Raw genomic sequence first — 19,857 nt, 5'->3', positions numbered from 1 at the left:
TATGATAAAAAAAGTTTCCTTAGGATTATTGGTGTTAGCTTTAAGCACATCATCGTGTGTGTCTAAAAAAATGTATACCGATTTAGAAAATAAGTTCGCCGAACTTAAAAAAGAACGCAACGCTCTTTCAGATGAAAATGAAGGATTGAAAACGTCTAAAGCACAATTGGAAAACGATAATGCTTCTTTAAAAAGCGAATTGGAAAAAACCATCGCCGAAAGAAATAAACTGGCTTCTGATTATGCAGCAGCAAGTAACAGCCTGAAAGCGTTGAAGGATTCATATGATGCTCTGGAAAAAAACAGTGGCGAAGCCTTGAAAGCAAACATGGATAAAAACCGTGATCTTTTGGCACAACTGGAAGCTAAAGAAAAGGCATTGGCAGCTGAGAAAGCACGCTTGGAGAAATTGAGCGCCGACTTAAAAGACCGTTCTGACCGTGTTAACGAACTGGAAGGTTTGATCGCTGCTAAAGAAGCATCTCTTAAAAAATTAAAAGAAACACTTTCGAAATCATTGAAAGCTTTCGAAGGTAAAGGATTGACTGTTCAGCAAAAAGACGGGAAAGTTTATGTTTCCATGGAAAATAAATTGCTTTTCGAATCAGGTAGCTGGACGGTTGGTGCCGAAGGTAAAAAAGCGGTTGATCTCGTAGGTAAGGTTTTGGGTGATAATCCTGAAATTGCCGTATTGATCGAAGGGCATACCGATAACGATAAAATCACGGGAACTTTAACCGGAGGTGTTGAAAATAACTGGGATTTATCTACAAAACGTGCTACGGCAATCGTTAACATTTTATCGGCTAACGCCAAAGTGAAAAAAGAGAATTTAACAGCTGCTGGACGTAGCGAATATTCTCCAATCGTAAGTAATGAATCTGCTGACGGAAAAGCAAAAAACCGTCGTATCGAAATTATCCTTACTCCGAAATTAGATGAATTGTCAAAAGCGCTGAACGAAATTTAACAGCATTTCAAATTCATAAAAAAAAGGTTCAGTTTATCTGAACCTTTTTTGTTTTCTTATTTGAAGTTTTTCATCACCATGTCGATGGTAATCGCACAGGATACAATAGCTATTTTATTGGTGTCTTCTGCATATTCCGGAACAATCGATGCATGGTATTTGTCAGCACGCGTGAAAAATTCTTTCATTATACCACCCCATTTTTTGTTAATGGTGCCAATTTGTGTCTCGGCTGCATTTACAATCTTAAAATCCCAAGCTTTCCAGTCACCTGTAATCTTTGCGATGTTTTCTTCAGCTGCATTGGAAATCGTAAAAGTCGGTTTGAATAATTTGAACTTTTGTTTGATGTTCCCGATAACTTCATCATTCGCATCAGTAATGCTGATTTTGCTCATCCAGAATGTCCATCCCCTACGGATTGAAACCTGTAGGTTGTCATCCATGTCATAAACTTCCAATGTGAAAGGGAACATGGCTTTGTTTAAAAGCAAACGCAAAAATTTATGCCATCCCGACATTTTTTGCTGGATAACACCAACCTGTTCAGCTTCACTGTTGTAAACTTTATAGGTGTTGCCGAATTTGAAATAATTTACGTTTTCATCGATGAAATAATCGTTGCTTTCGAAAAATTTAGGGATCATTAAAGATTCTTGTGACATGGTTTTTAAATTTTATTAGAGCGCGATATTACAACTTTTTAAGGGAAAATAACTACATTTTTTTTAACGAATTGCTAAGTTTATGATAGCGCACAAGATTGTATCTTTGTCACTCATTTTACGATTTATACCAACACAACAATGCGATATACCAAATTGCCCAATACTGATCTTGAAGTAAGTGAAATTTGTCTGGGAACCATGACTTTCGGAAACCAGAACACTGAAGCAGAAGCCCATCTACAAATGGATTATGCCTTTGAAAGAGGAATCAATTTTTTTGATACAGCCGAAATGTACCCGATAGGTGGGAACGAACATATTTTCGGTAGCACCGAACGCCATATCGGTTCCTGGTTCAAGAAATCAGGAAAGCGTGATCAGGTAGTTTTGGCGACTAAAATAGCCGGCCCGAACAGGGGAATGGGTTATATCAGACAACCATTGGATTTTTCAAAGAAGAGTATTCATGAAGCGGTTGATTTGAGTCTGAAGAACCTACAAACCGATTATATCGATTTGTATCAGATGCATTGGCCGGAACGTGTGATGAACATGTTCGGGAAACGCGGTGTAACGGAAACCGATAACCAGTGGCAGGACAATATCGCAGAAGTACTTACCACATATGACGGACTAATCAAGGAAGGTAAAATAAAACATATAGGTGTTTCCAATGAAAATCCTTGGGGCGTAATGAAATTCCTGAGTGAAAGTGAAAAGCATGGTTTGCCGAGAATTGCAACTATCCAAAATCCGTACTCACTATTGAACCGTTTGTTTGAAGTGGGTCTATCTGAAATATGTATGCGCGAAAACGTGGGATTAATGGCTTATTCTCCTCTGGGCTTCGGGTTTTTAACCGGTAAGTATTTAGAAGGAACTCCCGCAAATTCACGTATGGGAACGTTCCCGAATTTTATCAGATATACAAATGAAAATTGTTACAAAGTAACCCGTTTGTACCAGGAATTGGCACATAGTTTAGGATTAACCCTAACCGAAATGGCTTTGGCTTTTGTACACCACCAAAAGTTTGTGACTTCTACGATTATCGGTGCAACCAATTTAGATCAACTGGAAGAAAATATCAACGCATTTGATGTCAGGTTAACCGATGATGTATTGAAACAGATTGAAAGAATCCAGGAAACAATTCCTAATCCGGCACCGTAACTAATTTTTGATCAGTTTATGAACCGAATGCAATCCCATGCTATTGGTGATCTTCATAAAATAAATTCCGGAGGATAACGACTCTGTATTTAAGGAAACCACCGACTGGTTTCCTTTTTTTTCGGTTAGAAGTGACTTGCCTCGTGTATCGAATATCTCAACGGAAGCAATGAAACTGGTTTGATCGGTATTCTGGATAAAAACCTCCGACTTTGTTGGATTTGGATAAACGGTCATCGCAGTTTTAGTATGTTCAGGATTATCGAGTGTACCGTCAATGATCTTGTAAATCATACCATTACTGATGGATGCTATATAAAGTTCGCCGTTCATGTCTTCCCCGAAACTCACAAAATTGTTGTCTGTAAATGTTTGTGAATAGGTAATGTTTCCACTATTGTCCCGAACTCCAATCTGTGCTTTGCAATAATCAGAGAAGAAGTATTTGCCTTGGAAATTAGGATATTGGGTGCCTCTGTATACATAACCGCCGGTTATCGAACAAAATCCACTGGCATGGGTAACTACAAATAAAGGGGATTTCATTGTGGCTTGTGCAGCACATCCCGTTGTGTTATAGGCGGTGTTGCCTTCATAACAACGCCAACCGTAATTCAGTCCGCTTTCTGTTGGCGTAGCCCTGTTGACTTCTTCATAAGCGTTTTGGCCAACATCAGCAATCCATAAATCGCCGGTTTGTCTGTCAAATGAAAACTTCCATGGATTGCGTAATCCGATAGCCCATATCTCATCAGATCCGGCAACTCCCACATAAGGATTGTTTGCAGGAATTCCATAAGGCGTCCCTGAATTCACATCAATCCGGAGCATTTTACCCAAGAGCTCATTGATGTTTTGCGCCCTGTTTCCGGGATCACCGCCACTTCCTCCGTCACCCATTCCAATATATAAATAACCATCTGAACCAAATTTGATGGTTCCACCATTGTGATTGGCAAAAGGTTGTGTTACAGTGAGTAATATGGTTCCGGTCGGATTAGCAAGATTGGGATTAGAACCATTCACTGAATACCGTGCAATTACCGTATTTCCGCTGGTGTTGGTGTAATTGATGTAAAAGAAACCATTTGTACTGTAATTTGGATGAAAAGCCATGCCCAAAAGACCACGTTCTCCGCTTTCATTGGTTAAAGAAGTTATATTCAGAAAAGGTGTTGCGTTAATGGTTCCGTTTGTATTTAAAATCCGTATGAGTCCGTCCTGTTCAACTATAAATAACCGGCTGTCACCACAATTTGCAATATCTACCGGAGAGGCAAAACCGGAGCCGTAATTTTGAAGTGCGACCGTTCCGGTCTGTGATTGGCTTTCACATTGGATGAAGGTCATGGCAATAATCAGGAAGTATAATCTCATAATGATAACTATTTGGTTGTTATAAAGTTATAAAAAAACCCGACGTATTCGTCGGGTAATTCTTATAAATTTTCAAGGATTTTGTCTTTTGGGTATTTAACGCGGTAACTCAACCTGATTTTTTTGGTTTCGTTTGGTTTGAGATTGATGTCCCAGGTTAAAATTCCGGTTTCGGTATTGACTTTGGCTCCGTCCTTTTCCAGTAATTCAATTTCAACTTCTTTATCGGTTGAAAGCGGATACTGGTCTTTCAGCAACAAATCAATCGCTTCTTTTTTATTGTTGCGTAAAGTAATATCGTATGTGAAAGTCTGTTCTTTTTTCGAAGAAAGAAATTTCGTTCCCGATTTATCCACCACTTTTTCACGTTTAATGGAAACCTTTTTATCACGTCCCATGCTCAGGTTTAAAGTATCTGAAGTTTGTCCCGGATTGATATGTGTTTTACCCACATAGATACCTTCAAAAATGATATTGGCATCGCCCCTCAATAAATTATATTTACCGTAATCAGAGATTTCTGCCAGTAAGAATGCTTCTTTTTCAACCTTTGGAGCAGCATAATATTTATAAGTAGACGGCATTTTAATTTCTTTCAGCGCAACACTGTGTGCTTTTCCATTGGATAAAATATCATACGGAATATCAATGTCAAAAGAAATATTAAGTTGGTTTTCCACAATGTTCGTATAATCAGAAATTGATTTTTCTTCCACGGCAACAGCAGCATCAGCTTCCTTTTTTTTATAAACTGCACCTGCAGCTCTGGTTTGTAACTGATTCGCTCTGATGTCATTTTGATAACCATAATTCGGGTAACCGTAACGCAAAAACCACGAACTTAAAATTGGTGCCTGATTATTCTGGTTTGGATTACCTGATGAAAGGGTCAGTTTTACTTTTTTCCAGTCGATTCCGGTATTTTGAACCACTTGGGCTTTGTACATCATGTTGATGGGGTCTTTAACACTTTCCACACGTAAATCGTAGAAAGGCGACCAACTTGCATTTGGCGTTAAGTATGAAATTTCCAACGGAACAGCTCCGGCCGAAGTATTCATAATCTGCAGTACTAATTTACCGGAAGACAGTTTTTCTTCTTTACTGGTGTCAATTTCCAGTCTGTTATTCAGTTTGGTCAATAACTCATTCAGTTTTTGGTGTCTCTCTTCCAAAACGTTTATGGAATTACTGATTTCCGTCCGTTTCGTTTTATAATAGTCCACCATACGGGTTAGTTCAGCTACACTTAAACCTGAATTCTGTCCGAATACCTGTTGGTTTTTATCGAGTAGTTCAATGGTTTTTTGTTCCGAATTCCGGGTATTTATAATACGGTTCATTTCTTTTTGGACCAAAACAATACTGTCCCGTACCTTTTTGATGGCAGGTGAATTTTCATCTATATCGTATTCGGAAATGTAATCGTTTGTGAATTGTACCGATAAAACGGTAATATTTGAAGGAGCTCCAATCTGCACCGAATTCTCAAATAAACTGTTGGCTACATTCTTAACCACGACTTCGCTGGTTCCGTTTGGTAAAGTAACGGAAGTGTTTTGGGAAATTTCGGCAGCGTTGAAGTAAACAGTGGCTGCTTTGACTTTGGCTTGGGTGAAAATTGGCTTTTGGCTCCAAATTAACCCCGGAAGCATTAGCAGTAAAAAGGATAGAAATGATTTCATAATGATTGTTTTTGAATAGCCGCAAATCCGTTTTTTCCCGCCCCATATGAGGAATAACAGATCTGCGGCAGTAATTAGAGTAACTATTTTTCTACTGTGTAGCCTTTTATTTTGGCAAAACCGACAATCGAAGTGTTGATTGCATTTCCTAAATCGTCCTGTGATTTAGTCTTTTTCATTTCCTCATCGATATAAGCTTGTCTTTTTTTGCCTAACTCAGTGATTTCTTTTTGGATTGCTTCTCGTTCTTTGGATTTTTTGTCAACATATGCCGTGATTTCTTCTTTGCTTTTATTCTGCAATTCTTTTGGTAATTCTTCTTTTTTCAGCCTGGTAACGGCTTCTTTGTCATCTTTCATTTTGTCAACAAGATCCCAACTGTCGTTTTTATAGGCAGCTTTCGATTTACTTACGGCTCTTTCCGCATAATTGGATGCTGATACACCTTGTGCATTTCGGTCCTGGACTTCCTGATTCATTTTCTTTTCATATCCTTTTGAACCGTAGCTGATATACGTTTCATTAATTCTGATGTTGCATTCTGAAATTCTGGTGTCATATGGCGTTGCAATGTAACGAACAGCTTCATTGGAATCGATGTTGAAATATTTTCCTTTGCCGGTATCAGCTCCGTCTTTCCAAAATGAATTGATTCCTTCCATTTGGTCACCACAGAAAATCGTGTTGATGTAAATGTCATTACGCAATGCATCGCTGATGGCTTCCTTATAATTAATGCCACCTTGGTTGAATGCTTCGTTGCCTGCAATGTAAACCAGTTTCATATTGTTATTGTTTCTGCTCCATGTTAATTGCTTGGTAGCGTCTGATATTACGGCTCCACAGTATTCAGAACCTCCGTTTGTTTTAAGGGAGAACAGTTTTTCAGAAATTAAATCCAGATCGGTTGTTAAAGGAGCTACTAAACGGATATAATTCGATTGTGCCGAAAGTCCGTCGTTGCCGTATTCATACAAACCAATTTCGATATCCGGAGTCTTTCCGTTGTACTTTAGCGTTGTAAGAGTGTTCACAATATTCCACAAGCGTGATTTTGCCTGATCGATTAATCCGTCCATACTGTTTGATGTATCCAATAACAGGGCAACCTGGATTTTATTATTTTCATCGGCAACTCTTTGCGTATGGGCTGTGATTGGTTTTTTCGGATTTCCGGCAGATGAATTACAAGCTGCAAATGATATCGAAGAGGCTAATAAAGCGGTCGTAAATAAAATTGATGTTTTCATGACTATTTTGTTTTATGATTATGAGTCAAAATTATTGTAAGAATCTGCACGTTTTTTGCAGAATGGGTGAATGGGGGATTTGACTTGGTGAAATCGTTTTGATAACTATTTTTAAAATAGTTACTTTACATTGTCTAACAATAATAAAAAGAGATGCGCTTAAACCGGATGATATTATATGTGTTTTGTATGCTGTTCGTCAGTTATGATGTTTCGGCACAGGATACGATTGTGCCTGTTTATAAGAACAAAAAAGCGGCATCTTCCAAAATCAGTAAGGCGGCCGATGATCTAAAGGAATCATTGGATTCCAATGATGAATCGAAGATTGCCGGAAATTATGAGAAGTTGGCGACGGGTTTTACAGACAAAGGTGATTTTGCAAAAGCGGAAGAATACCTTAAAAAAGCATTGGCTTTGTATACCAAATTAAATAAGACAAAGGACAAGGCAAGAGTGAGCCGGAATCTGGCCAAAGTGCAGGAATCTCAAAATAAAGTGGGAGAAGCCATTAAAAATTATGAAATGGCCGGTTCTGTAGCCGAAGAGAAAAAAGACGCGCAACTTAATGCGAATGATGTAGGTCGTTTAAAAAACAGTAACAGTCCGGCAGTACAAGCTGCTTACTCAAGAAAGAATATTGATATTCTTGAAAAAGAAAGTGATAAAAAAGAAGAAGTTGCCGATGCTTATGTGCAACAAGCTACTGTTGATTTGAAGTTGAAAGATAAAGGATCGGCTATTGAAAATCTTGAAAAAGCCATAAGTTATTCTGCTGACAAACCGGAAGAAGTGGTTAAGCTGAAAAATGCAATTGCTAAGGTTTACGCATCTGATAAGCAATTTGACAAAGCCATTTCCATCAATCAGAAATTATTGGATGAAGCCGTTGTACATAATGATTATGATAACCAAATCAAGCAGTTGCAGTCATTAAGTGGGATTTATTTCAAAAATAAAGAACCTGAAAAAGCCGTGAATTCTTTGCAGAAAGCTTATAGATTGGCTTCGCAAATGGGTAAAACTGATGAGGTTAAAAGCAGTCTGAAACAATTGTTACAGTATTACAAAGCGAATGGGAATGATAAAGAGAGCATGGTTTTGTATGAAGATTTCCTTCAGAATTTTGATCAGTTAATCCGGAAAGACAGTTCGCTGATTGATGAAAAAACATTTCAGATTACCGAAGAAAAAATCCGTCAGTTGGAAAAAGAAAAAGCTCTTAAAGACGAGCTTATTTCCAAAAAGAACACATTTAATTATGTTCTTCTTGGATCGATTGCTTTACTTTTATTGTTATTCGGGTTTATTATCAAAGCCTTGTATTCGATTAAAATCAAGAATAAAGAAATTGCCTTGCAGTCGCTACGCAGGGAAATGAACCCACATTTTATATTCAACAGTCTGAATAGTGTTAACCAATTTATTTCACAGAATAAAGAACTGGAAGCCAATAAATACCTGACATCTTATTCCCATTTGATGCGGAATATGATGGAAAATTCAAATAAGGATTTTATCAGTCTTGGTAATGAGATCGAGCAGCTAAAGAAGTATCTTGATTTAGAGCATTTACGTTTCCAGGATAAATTTGAGTACAAAATAGTGGTAGATGATGCTTTGGATACCGAAACAGTTTTGGTTCCCAATATGCTGATTCAGCCACACCTTGAGAATGCAATCTGGCACGGTTTACGTTACAGGGAAACTAAAGGGCTTTTGTTGCTTAAGTTTGAATTGAACAGGGATAAAGTTTCGGTTATTGTGGATGATAATGGTATAGGATTAACCCAAAGTGCCGCGCTTAAAACCCGGAACCAGAAAGTGCATCAATCGCGTGGTGTGACTAATACCAAAGAGCGTATCAATTTGTTGAATGAGTTATATAAGTCGGATATTTCGTTTTCCATAACCGAAAAGAATAGTGGGGATTCCGGAACAATTGTTGAAATTATTTTTCCAAAGTCTGAGAAAGCATGATGACATTCAGTAAAATACAAGCGGTAATTGTTGAAGACGAAAGTGCTGCACGTGAAGTGCTTAAAAACTATTTGAGCAAGTATTGTCCACAAGTGGAAGTGGTGGGAGAAGCCCAAAATATCAAAGAAGCCGTTCCGCTTTTACACGAGGTTTTGCCCCAATTGGTTTTTTTGGATGTGGAAATGCCTTTCGGAAATGCATTTGATGTGTTGGAAGCTTGTAAAGACTTGCAGTTTGAAACCATTTTTGTTACGGCTTTTTCCGAATATTCACTCAAAGCCTTAAACCAGAGTGCAGCTTATTATTTGCTCAAACCCATCAGTATTGAAGAATTGATCGTGGCCGTGAATAAAGTACAGCAGCATATTTTAAACCATGAGTTGTTTAATAGAAACAAGATTATCGTCGAAAATTTCCGGGAAACCCAACCTGAAAAGAAGCAGGTTATTTTGCCCACTCTGGAAGGTTTCGAAGTGGTTAAAATGGAAGACATCGTCCGTCTTCGCGGTAACGGAAATTTTACCGATTTATATTTAGCCGATGGTTCCAAAAAGATGGTCTGCCGCTTTCTGAAACATTTTACAGAAATATTACCATTCCCTTTTTTACGTGTCCATAAATCACACATCATCAATGTGAATTTTGTAAAATCCTATAATAAAGGCGGCTATGTTGTGCTCAATGACCAGGCGGAAATTGAAGTTTCGCCAACCTACAAAGAGCAGTTTTTAAAGAATTTCAGATAGTTAAAAATCGAATTCATTGATTGATGAAGCCGAAGAATCAATCGCAATCGTATCCTGTACTTTTTTGATTCTCAATAACGAACGTGCTCTTCCCGAAACATAAATCGGAATAGACTGACCGATAGTATCATCACTAGTGATTAATGCTCTCCGTAACATCAGGTTTTTAATAAATCTTTGGTTTTTCTCTGCATACGGTTTTTGAAAACCTTCGTCATTAAACTGGTACATAAATTTTTTCGGTTTCGGTACAATTGAAGCCAAAAACAAGCACTCGTTGAGGTTTAAATCAATCGGTTTTTTCTGGAAATAAAATTCGGCAGCTTCCCCAATTCCATATACATTCGGTCCCCATTCGATTACATTGAAATAGACTTCCAGCATGCGTTCTTTTGAAGAGATACGATTGTTTTCCAAAATGTAAACCAAAAGGATTTCTTCCAATTTGCGTGATAGTGTTTTTTCACGTGTGAGGAATACATTTTTGACTAATTGCATACTGATGGTACTGGCGCCGCGTGAGAACTTTTTGGTACGGATGTTTTTAGCAATTGATTGTTTGAAAGCTTCCGAAATAAAACCACGGTGGCGCATGAAAGAAGGATCTTCGTTAGTGAGAACAGCATGCTTCAAATACGGAGAGATTAATTCCAAAGGTGTGAAATTCGGATTTGATGAACCAACAAAAACAGGACGTTGCGGTACTCCGTTTTCGATCGCACGGTACGTGAATTCACTGTTCAGTTTTTCCAGATTGGCTTCTCCGTATTTTACGATGCGCAAATTGTTTTTATTGAATTTACTGTCAAAAACCAATTTGTGCGGTTTGTTTTTATTGAATTGGAAATTGAGTTTATAATCGAATTCCCCTTCAGCTACCATGCCTGTGAAATGTGAAAACAAACCGTTCGGTAAAGACGTGATGAAATCCTGTGCTTTCATTTTGTCGATGTTCAACTTCAGTTTGTAAATGGTATCTTCTTCGGTGTTGTATTCCAGATATGGTTTAACCTTTATTTTGTTCAATTGGGCTGTCGATGTACTGTCGATGGCAATGAAATCGCTGCCTAATAAAAATCGGTAATCAAATTGGGCATTTTGGATTACTACATCTTTTTTGGCAATTTTAGGATGATTGATAGTGAAGTTTTCAATGGAAGCAACACCGTCAATGTGTAATTTTCCAAAAGTCATATCCAGATTATCGAGTTTCAGCCTGATTTTGTTGAAGCTTGATTTCAAACCGAATTTTTCATCAATGTACGGAACCTGGATTTTTGATGTGTCGGCTGATGCAAACACTAAATCAGCTTTTTTGTCGCGTGGATTGGCATATCCCTTAATGTTCCAGTTTTGACTAAAAGTATTGGTGGTAACTTTAATCTGTGTATTGAGTTGGTGGTCTGCCAATTTTAAATCATTCATATGGAAGCTGACTTTTTTTCCCATATCATCGATACGGAGTGACAGATTTTCCAAGTTCATTTCTGAAGGGACAAGATTCAGGACTTTGGTCAGGATTCGGTTTGCCAATTTTGCATAATTTCTTTTTTCATCTGAAGATTCTTCTTTCGAATCTTTTTTCAGAAAAACATCAAAATTGCGGCCGTTTTCATTTTTGACCAATTGGATGAATCCGTTTTGCATTTCCAGATTGTTCAGTTGGACTTCTCCGGTCAATAATTGCATTAAACTGACTTCGGTTCGTATTTTTTGAACAGATAATAGTGTATCCGACTGATGCGGAACCAAATGAATATTTTCGAGTTCTACTCCGGTTATGCCTAAAAAATGGGCGCTTCCAATATGAAAATCGGAATTGTATTCGGTGTTGAATTTATGTTTGACTTTGTCTAAAGCTTGTTGTAAAAGGGTGTCCCGAAAGAAATAGATACCTGCCAGTGTTAGCACTATAAGCACTAAAACGATTTTAAGTATCAGTAAAAACCATTGTTTTTTGGTCCTCATTTGTATAAAAATTTGGGATGATTTACGAAAGCGAAGCTACAAAATCTTCGACTTCTTTTTTTTGTTCCGCGTATTTTTCTTGTAAGACAGAGGGGTTGCCCATCCGTTTATAGTATTCTAAGGCTTTATTGGCGAAGAAAAGCTGTTGGTGTTTAGCAACATCCGGAATTTGCGGATAAATTTTATGAAACAACATCTCGTAATAAGCCTGCCATTCCCTTTCATTACGGTCTTCAATGAAGTTGCCTTTAGCTTTCTGACCGATATGAATCATTTCGTGTGTGATTAGGTTCAGCATCAAAATGAATTCAAATTCAAATGTGTTTTCAGGAATCCTGATGATATTAGGTTGGCCGAATGTACCTTCGGTAGTCATCAGGATATAATCCGCTTTCGCTTTCTCGCGCAATTCAAACCCTTTGAAATTGGGGTGTTTGATGCCGTATTCTTCTATCACTAAATTTGCTGCAGCGATTGTTTCACCTAATTCATGGTAGGTTTGTATGAGTTGCAATATTTCTGCATAAGGTTTCATTTATCCGAATAATTCACTAACAATTTCTTCTATTTTGCTGACTAAAACCACTTTTATTCCCGGAAATTTAGTAGCAATTTTATTGTATTTGGAGATGAAAATGGTTCCAAAACCTAATTTTTCAGCTTCTTGAATACGTTGTTCCACACGGTTTACTGGTCGGATTTCACCAGAAAGTCCTACTTCTCCGGCAAAACAAAAATCTTTGCCTACCGGGATATCCTCATTGGATGATAAGATTGCGGCTACAACAGCTAAATCGATTGCCGGATCATCAACCGAAATTCCTCCCGTAACATTCAGGAAAACGTCTTTTGCTCCTAAACGGAAGCCGGCACGTTTTTCCAAAACCGCTAAAATCATATTGAGCCTTTTGGCGTTATAACCGGTCGTGCTTCGTTGTGGAGTTCCGTATACGGCAGTTGAAACCAGAGCCTGTATTTCGATCATTAACGGACGCATGCCTTCCAGTGTGGTGGCGATTGCGGTTCCGGATAATTCTTCTTCTTTATGGGAAATTAATATTTCTGATGGATTCGCTACTTCTCGCAAGCCAGATCCCTGCATTTCGTAAATACCTAATTCGGCAGTTGATCCGAAACGGTTTTTGAGTGAACGGAGAATACGGTATACATGATTTCTGTCTCCTTCAAACTGCAGAACGGTATCAACCATGTGCTCCAGGATTTTTGGTCCGGCGATGTTTCCGTCTTTGGTAATATGACCAATTAAGATAACGGGAACATTGGTTTCTTTGGCAAATTTGATTAATTCGGCCGTACATTCCCTGATTTGTGAAATACTTCCGGCCGAAGATTCTATATAATCGGTATGTAAGGTTTGAATGGAATCAATAATTACGATTTCCGGTTCGATTTCTTCAATCTGGCGGAAAATATTCTGTGTTTTGGTTTCGGTCAGTATATAGCAATTGTCTCCGTTTGGAGTGATTCGCTCGGCACGCATTTTGATTTGTTTCTGACTTTCCTCTCCCGAAACATATAGGGTTTTGTAAGGTAGTTTTAATGAAATCTGTAACAATAGTGTACTTTTTCCAATGCCGGGTTCGCCTCCCAAAAGTGTCAAAGAACCAGGAACGAGTCCGCCTCCCAAAACACGGTTGAGTTCACCGTCAGTGGTGTCCATCCGGATTTCCTCAGCCGAATCAATTTCGTGAATGCGCAAAGGTTTAGCTGCTTTTTTCACGACTGAAGTTTCAGTTTTCCAGACTACTTTTTCATCTTTCTGGATGATTTCTTCCACAATGGTATTCCATTCTTTGCAGGCATTGCATTGTCCTTGCCATTTAGCAAATTGGGTTCCACAACTTTGACAAAAAAAGGACGTTTTTATTTTAGCCATTCAGCAGACTTTATTATCGGGTATTATTCACTTTTTTTCTCTTCAACCGGAGTTTCAGTTGGAGTTTCGGTTGGGGTTTCCGTAGGAGCATCAGCCGGTACTTCTTCCACTATCTGTTCTGTTGCATCTTTGGCTTTACCACCTTTAAGTTTATCTTTTTTAGGTAATTTAGTTTTTAAATCTTCAGCCTTAATCATCATCATTTCTTTTGTCAAGTCGCCTATTGGTTCTTTGGCAAATGCATCCTGATAAAATTTAATGGCTTTTTTTAATTCATTTCTCTTCTCCCAGTAAATGCCCATATGATAATCATAAAGCAAAGTTTTTTCGTATTGCTGACCCGAAATTTGGGCTAATTGCTCATATTCTTCAAAACGTTCCTTTTTATTGATTGCAGTTTCGATGGCTTTCATGTCGCGGTAACGTACAGGCATTCTGATTCCAAGGTTTTTTTCTATGGCATCATATTTGTCGGTTAGATATTTAACAAAATCCTGTGGTAAAACAACGATTTTTTCCTGATATTCTTTAGGTGAAATCGGTTGGTAAATCTGGAAGATCTGATTCAAGGCCTGAGGAATGCCCAGTGTTGCTATAGTATAATGATTAGCGTTTTTAAAATCGTCAAACTTGTAATTTATGAAATCATTTTTTACAGCTTGCATATTCTGATCCAGGGTTTTGATCTGTTTTTGGAATTTTTTTAAGTCACCGTCACTTGTAGCAGTATAGTAAAAAATGGGTTGTTGTAATTCACTTAAACGCTTCGGGATACGCTCTTCCATTCCCAATTGTAAATCAGGACTTAAAGAAATGTAAGCATTGAAAAGCGGAATTTCTTTGTACAGGAAAGCATTTGCAAGTCCGGCCGATGAATCGATACCTGCTATAGCTTTAAAAGTGCCTACCTGGTATTTTTTTTCAAGATAAGGAATTAATTCGGTACCGATAAATTCGAAAAATGCACCTCCTTTTCCGGCAGGTAAGCCAGTACGGGGATCGAATTCACAATCAGATTCCCTCTGGTTATTTTTGTTTTGGTTGATACCTACAAGGATTGCTTCCGGGATATCATCCCAATAATTTCCATAATGTAAATTACCTTCAAAAACCGGGAATAAAAACTCACTGTCCAAGACTAAAATAAGCGGGTATTTTTTTTCGGGATTAGATTTAAAAGAAGCAGGAAGTTTTATCCTTAAGTCACGGCTTTCGTTTAATTTAACCGATTTAATCTGTTCAACAAATGATTGGGAAAATGCTGAAAATGAAATAAATAAAATAACAAAGCGGATTATATTTTTCATAATAAAATAATTAACATGCTTATTAAACGGGCAAGGTAATGATTTATTTCCTTTTACCTACGATTGGTAATACCGAAAAAGAAAAAATACCGAGTACAATTGTAATCATTAATTGTGAAGTCCAAATGATCCATCCGAAGGCATTTCCGGCTTCCAACGGAACTTGGTATAAAAGTAAAATCTTAGCGATCAAAACCGGGAAAAAGCCAAAACCTCCATTGGTAAATGACATGGTTAATCCGCCAATTACAAAGGCAACCATAATGGTGCCAAGCGAAATATGGCTTGTGGCTTCCAGTGCAAAAACCGTAGTGTAAAACATTAACACATAAGAAATCCAGATCAGAAGTGTGAAGAAGATGAATTTCCATTTGTCAGGCATGTTTAATACACTCAAAACACCTTCTTTCAGCCCTTCAATTTTGGATTTAAAAAGCAGGACGTATTTCCATTTGGAATAGCGGTACAGTAATAAAAACCAAATAAAAAAACCGGCTGCAAATGTAAGCGCCCAAGCGAGTTGGGTTACCGGAATATACAAAAGCAGGAAATTTTTCAGCGTTTGGAATTCGAGTAACAACGCGCTGAATACAAATAACATGAGAAATGCCAAATCAACAATTCTTTCGGCAATGATAGTTCCAAAAGCTTTGTCAAACGGTACATCTCTGTATTTTTTTAAGATTAAAGCGCGTGATACTTCACCTGAACGGGGAATGGTCAGATTGACAAAGTAACCAATGCAGACCGCAATGAAATTAAGTTTGAATTCAGGAATAGTGCCAATTTCTTTCAATGTATATTTCCATCGATATGCCCTGAACAAGCAGCCTAAAATTGCGATTACCAATGAAATTAAAACATAATTATAATTGGCTGTCATGAAGTAACTCTTCATTTTAGCAATTTGTTCCGGAGAAAAGGAATTATATTGATAATAAGTCAGCCCAGCCCCTAAAAGGATTGGAATGATGAGACTGGCATACGAACTTATCTTATTGTTCACGGTTACTGTAACGAATTCGTTTCTTCGTTAGGGAATACAATGGAAGGTTTGAAGTTTTTAGCTTCTTCCATGTCAATGCTTCCGTAAGCGATGATGATGATGATGTCGTCTTTATGTACTTTACGGGCGGCAGGGCCATTCAGTGTTATTTCGCCACTGTTTCTTGGGCCAGTGATAGCATATGTTTCCAGACGCTCTCCGTTATTGATGTTAACGATAGATACTTTTTCACCTTCAAAAATATTGGAAGCTTCCATTAAAGCTTCGTCAATAGTAATACTGCCGATATAGTTTAAATCGGCGCCTGTTACTCTAACCCTGTGGATTTTAGATTTTACAACTTGAATACGCATGATGCAAAGTTAAATTATTTTAGTGAGATGTTGTCAATGAGTCGCACATTGTTTACAAAAACAGCAATAAAACCGCGGTATTTTTTGGTTTTGCTTTTTCGTTTACATTCCAGAAGTGTTTTTTCGTCGGCAATTTCGAAGTATTCCAATTGGAAAAGTTCTTGCTTTTTGAATTGGTTATTTACCCATTTTGAAACTTCACCGGCACTTTTGGTATGGAATAATTTTTTGGCTTCCTTGAGGATGCTATAAATAACCGATGCTTTTTCTCTTTCCTTTTTTTCAAGTCTTTCGTTTCTTGAACTCATGGCTAATCCGTTAGGTTCTCTGTGAATGGGACAACCAATAATATTAACCGGAATTTTGTATTTCGAAACCAGTTTTTTTACGATTTGAAGTTGCTGAAAGTCTTTTTCTCCAAAGTATGCGTTTGTTGGTTGGATGATTTCAAATAGTTTTTTCACAATTGTTCCTACCCCGTCAAAATGACCCGGACGGTGTTTGCCTTCCATTTGGAATTCCAAACCGTCATATTCGAACTGCTGTGATTCTGTTTTTCCTTCGTATATGTCTTCAACTGTAGGTGCATATATTATGATTTCCGGATTCAATGCTTCAATTTTTGCAACATCGGCTTCTAATGTCCGTGGATATTTTTTTAAGTCGTCCGGATTGTTGAATTGTGTTGGGTTAATAAAAATACTCACAACTGTCAGGGAATTGTTTTTAAGGGATTCTGCCATCAAAGAGAGATGTCCTTGGTGTAAGGCGCCCATGGTAGGAACAAATCCAACGTTGCTTTTATTGTTGATATGCGGTTTTAAATAAAGTTTTAAATCATTTTGTTTGACAAAAACAGGCATGCGAGTTCTTTTAAATTCTATGCAAACTTACTATTTTAGTCAATATCTCGGTAAATTTTTGTAATTTTGCATGGATTTCTGTCCAATAAACAAAACTAAATAAAAACATGGAGGATAAAAGGATTTTATATGTATCATCCGAAGTAGTGCCCTATCTGCCTGAAAATGAGGTTTCTTTAATGTCGTATGATGTGCCTAAAATGATTAATGATCAAGGTGGTCAAATACGTATTTTCATGCCTCGCTATGGGAATGTGAATGAAAGAAGACACCAGTTGCATGAGGTTATTCGACTGTCAGGAATGAATCTGGTTGTCAATGATGTGGATATGCCGTTGATTATTAAGGTGGCATCAATTCCTAAAGAAAGAATTCAGGTTTATTTTATTGATAACGACGAGTACTTTAAACGCAAAGCCACTTTTACAGATGAAGAAGGTGTTCTGTTTCCGGATAATGACGAAAGAGCTATCTTTTTTGCAAAAGGGGTGGTGGAAACCGTTAAGAAACTGAATTGGGTTCCTGATATTATTCACGTACAGGGATGGATGGCTTCTATGTTGCCTATCTATATGAAGCATTATTATAAAAATGATGCATTATTTGCTGATACTAAAATTGTTACTTCAGTGTTTAATCCGGCTTTTGATGGTACTTTGGATATGGGAATGAGTAAGAAAGTACAATTTGACGGAATTCCCCATGAGGCAATTAAAGAGTTGGATAATCCGACCTTTGAAAATATCATGATGGCTTCAATTAATCATTCGGATGGCGTTGTGATTGCAACAGAAGAAGTTTCAGCAACTTTAACAAAATTTATAGAAGCTTCAAAAAAACCTTTATTACCTTTCACCCCGAAAGACGCATTCGCAGATGCGTACACTAATTTTTACAAAAATCAAATTTTAGGTTAATCAAAATAATGAAGAAGACCGTTTTTACAAAATATGCTTTTACAGCTTTATTTTCTATTTTTTTAATTTCTTGTGACAAGGATTTCAATACTGTTGGTGGTGATATTATTGAAGGGGAGAACTATGATTTCATTGGTTCGCCTTATTCGGTGAAAGCTTATAATCAAAGAATTACACCGGTTCAAACGAATAACTTGCCAATTAATCAGTTGGGAATTTCCAATGATCCGATTTTTGGAAAAACAGTTGCGAATTTTGTGACTCAGGTTCAAATGGCAACACCTGCACCAACGTTTGGTGCAAATATCGAAATTGACAGTGTGGTGCTGAGTATTCCGTATTCTTATAAGTTGTTGAAAATAGAAAGTTCGGGAATCAGTAAATTCGAATTGGATTCAATTAATACGACAGATCCGGTCAGTGCGAATGACGGTAATTACAAGCCAATTAATTTAAAGGTTTTTAGAAACGGATTTCAGTTAAATGAATTTGATCCAAATAATCTTGAAGCTTCACAAAAATATTATTCCAATCAGGATGCGAATTTCAGCAGTCAGATTGACAGTGGGGTTTTAAATAATAGTACTGAAGCAAAAGAAAATACAGCTTTCGTGCCTGATGCCCGAGAGGTTGTTAAGTATAAAGTGAAAAGCACTAAAGATGAAACAAATCCGAATTTTTATGTGATGCAGCATACCAGACCAAAAGAAAAGGAAAATGTTGAGAAAAGACTTCAGCCTTCCATGAGACTTCATTTGGATAAGGATTATTTTAAGACTCACATCATTCAGGCAGCATCAAGTAAACTGGCTAATAACAATATTTTCAAAACCTATTTCAAAGGGTTGTATTTTCAGGTTCAGGATGCTGATCAAGGCACTATGATGAGCTTAGATTTCTCTAAAGGAAATGTCGTAATTTATTATAAAGAAGATTTAATAGTTAATAAAACAGTAAATGGTGTTTCAACACCTGTTGGAAATGACAGGCCAATGAAAGAATTTGGACTGATATTTAACGGAGCTATAACTGCAAACCTTTTCAATAAAACCGAAAACGCGACTTATGCTAATGCGGTAAGTAATCCGGACAGAATTAACGGTGATCAAAAATTGTACCTGAAAGGTGGAGAAGGATCAATGTCGATAATTGAAATTTTTACCCAAGCAGAAATCGATAATTTGAAGGCGCAAAAAGTTTTAATTAATGATGCCAGCTTGTATTTTACTGTCAATACATCTCTTATGAATTTGAAAAATGAGCCTTTAAGGGTTTATCTTTTTGATGTTGACAATAACAAAGTTTTATACGATTATAATTTTGATAATTCAGTGAATGCATCTAATTCTAAGCGTAATAAATTTATGTTTGGCGGAATACTTGAGAAGAAAGAAATTGATGATGATGAAAAGAAAATATACAGAATACGTATCACTGAACATGTTAACAGAATTCTTAAAGACAAGCAGGATAATGTGCGCTTAGGATTGGTTGTAACTGAAAACATCAATAATCCGGCTTATGGTAGTTTGCAAACTCCACCATCAAGTGGTAGCTGGGACAGTGAGGCGAAAACTCTTAAAACATTGCCGGTTGGTTCAATTACGAGTCCACAGGGAACTATTCTTTATGGAAGTAATGCCGGTGCAGATAGCGTGAAGTTTAGAATTTATTACACAAAACCAAATTAACAAAAG

General features: G+C 37.3%; 17 protein-coding genes. 6 read left to right on the top strand and 11 right to left on the bottom strand.

Annotation, left to right across the window (positions count from 1 at the left end; genetic code table 11):
* Window position 1: 1 nt before the first annotated feature.
* Complete coding sequence (locus NAT51_RS00300; protein WP_250593914.1) at window positions 2–970, top strand: OmpA/MotB family protein; 969 nt, start codon at window positions 2–4, stop codon at window positions 968–970.
* Window positions 971–1,026: 56 nt separating this feature from the next.
* Here the strand turns inward: NAT51_RS00300 and NAT51_RS00295 are convergent, their stop codons facing one another.
* On the bottom strand, window positions 1,027–1,635 hold the full coding sequence (locus NAT51_RS00295; RefSeq protein ID WP_250593912.1) for a phospholipid scramblase family protein: 609 nt from the start codon (window positions 1,633–1,635) through the stop codon (window positions 1,027–1,029).
* A gap of 141 nt (window positions 1,636–1,776) precedes the next feature.
* Here NAT51_RS00295 and NAT51_RS00290 point away from each other — a divergent pair, with 141 nt between their 5' ends.
* Window positions 1,777–2,811, top strand: coding sequence for an aldo/keto reductase (locus tag NAT51_RS00290; protein ID WP_250593910.1), 1,035 nt, complete (start codon window positions 1,777–1,779; stop codon window positions 2,809–2,811).
* On the opposite strand, the gene NAT51_RS00285 is transcribed toward NAT51_RS00290, so the two are convergent.
* The 3 genes from NAT51_RS00285 to NAT51_RS00275 all read right to left on the bottom strand — a co-directional run bounded on the left by NAT51_RS00285 (window position 2,812) and on the right by NAT51_RS00275 (window position 7,123).
* Window positions 2,812–4,188 (bottom strand): PQQ-dependent sugar dehydrogenase, encoded by a 1,377-nt coding sequence (locus NAT51_RS00285; protein ID WP_250593908.1) that lies wholly within the window; start codon window positions 4,186–4,188, stop codon window positions 2,812–2,814.
* Between the two features lie 62 nt (window positions 4,189–4,250).
* Entirely contained in the window at window positions 4,251–5,873 is a 1,623-nt protein-coding gene (locus NAT51_RS00280) for a DUF4139 domain-containing protein (protein ID WP_250593906.1), read from the bottom strand.
* A gap of 83 nt (window positions 5,874–5,956) precedes the next feature.
* Window positions 5,957–7,123 (bottom strand): vWA domain-containing protein, encoded by a 1,167-nt coding sequence (locus NAT51_RS00275; protein WP_250593904.1) that lies wholly within the window; start codon window positions 7,121–7,123, stop codon window positions 5,957–5,959.
* Between the two features lie 189 nt (window positions 7,124–7,312).
* Between NAT51_RS00275 and NAT51_RS00270 the strand changes: the two genes are divergently transcribed.
* On the top strand, window positions 7,313–9,103 hold the full coding sequence (locus NAT51_RS00270; RefSeq protein WP_250593902.1) for a tetratricopeptide repeat-containing sensor histidine kinase: 1,791 nt from the start codon (window positions 7,313–7,315) through the stop codon (window positions 9,101–9,103).
* Window positions 9,100–9,849 (top strand): LytR/AlgR family response regulator transcription factor, encoded by a 750-nt coding sequence (locus NAT51_RS00265; protein WP_250593900.1) that lies wholly within the window; start codon window positions 9,100–9,102, stop codon window positions 9,847–9,849. The genes NAT51_RS00270 and NAT51_RS00265 overlap by 4 nt, the downstream gene beginning before the upstream one ends.
* Here the strand turns inward: NAT51_RS00265 and NAT51_RS00260 are convergent, their stop codons facing one another.
* From NAT51_RS00260 to panC, 7 genes are read right to left on the bottom strand one after another with little or no spacing between them, the layout of a single operon-like run.
* Complete coding sequence (locus NAT51_RS00260) at window positions 9,850–11,817, bottom strand: transglycosylase domain-containing protein (RefSeq protein WP_250593898.1); 1,968 nt, start codon at window positions 11,815–11,817, stop codon at window positions 9,850–9,852. It abuts the gene before it with no gap.
* Window positions 11,818–11,839: 22 nt separating this feature from the next.
* Window positions 11,840–12,352 carry a hypothetical protein gene (locus tag NAT51_RS00255; RefSeq protein ID WP_250593896.1) on the bottom strand — a complete coding sequence of 171 codons (513 nt, stop codon included), beginning with the start codon at window positions 12,350–12,352 and terminating at the stop codon, window positions 11,840–11,842.
* Window positions 12,353–13,714, bottom strand: coding sequence for a DNA repair protein RadA (radA, locus tag NAT51_RS00250; protein WP_250593894.1), 1,362 nt, complete (start codon window positions 13,712–13,714; stop codon window positions 12,353–12,355).
* Between the two features lie 23 nt (window positions 13,715–13,737).
* On the bottom strand, window positions 13,738–15,021 hold the full coding sequence (locus NAT51_RS00245) for an alpha/beta hydrolase (RefSeq protein WP_250593892.1): 1,284 nt from the start codon (window positions 15,019–15,021) through the stop codon (window positions 13,738–13,740).
* Between the two features lie 43 nt (window positions 15,022–15,064).
* Window positions 15,065–16,027, bottom strand: coding sequence for a lysylphosphatidylglycerol synthase transmembrane domain-containing protein (locus tag NAT51_RS00240; protein WP_250593890.1), 963 nt, complete (start codon window positions 16,025–16,027; stop codon window positions 15,065–15,067).
* A 2-nt stretch (window positions 16,028–16,029) separates the two neighbouring features.
* Window positions 16,030–16,380, bottom strand: coding sequence for an aspartate 1-decarboxylase (gene panD, locus NAT51_RS00235; protein WP_250593888.1), 351 nt, complete (start codon window positions 16,378–16,380; stop codon window positions 16,030–16,032).
* Between the two features lie 14 nt (window positions 16,381–16,394).
* Complete coding sequence (panC, locus tag NAT51_RS00230; protein ID WP_250593886.1) at window positions 16,395–17,243, bottom strand: pantoate--beta-alanine ligase; 849 nt, start codon at window positions 17,241–17,243, stop codon at window positions 16,395–16,397.
* Between the two features lie 107 nt (window positions 17,244–17,350).
* On the opposite strand from panC, the gene NAT51_RS00225 reads away from it, so the two are divergent.
* Together NAT51_RS00225 and NAT51_RS00220 are read left to right on the top strand one after the other, a co-directional pair.
* Window positions 17,351–18,160 (top strand): glycogen/starch synthase, encoded by an 810-nt coding sequence (locus tag NAT51_RS00225; RefSeq protein WP_250593884.1) that lies wholly within the window; start codon window positions 17,351–17,353, stop codon window positions 18,158–18,160.
* An 8-nt stretch (window positions 18,161–18,168) separates the two neighbouring features.
* Window positions 18,169–19,851 (top strand): DUF4270 domain-containing protein, encoded by a 1,683-nt coding sequence (locus NAT51_RS00220; protein ID WP_250593882.1) that lies wholly within the window; start codon window positions 18,169–18,171, stop codon window positions 19,849–19,851.
* Window positions 19,852–19,857: the final 6 nt, after the last annotated feature.

This window comes from Flavobacterium amniphilum (assembly GCF_023634845.1).
Classification (GTDB): domain Bacteria; phylum Bacteroidota; class Bacteroidia; order Flavobacteriales; family Flavobacteriaceae; genus Flavobacterium; species Flavobacterium amniphilum.
Note: the sequence above shows the minus strand (reverse complement) of the source record. Positions and strands in the feature narration are given on the sequence as shown.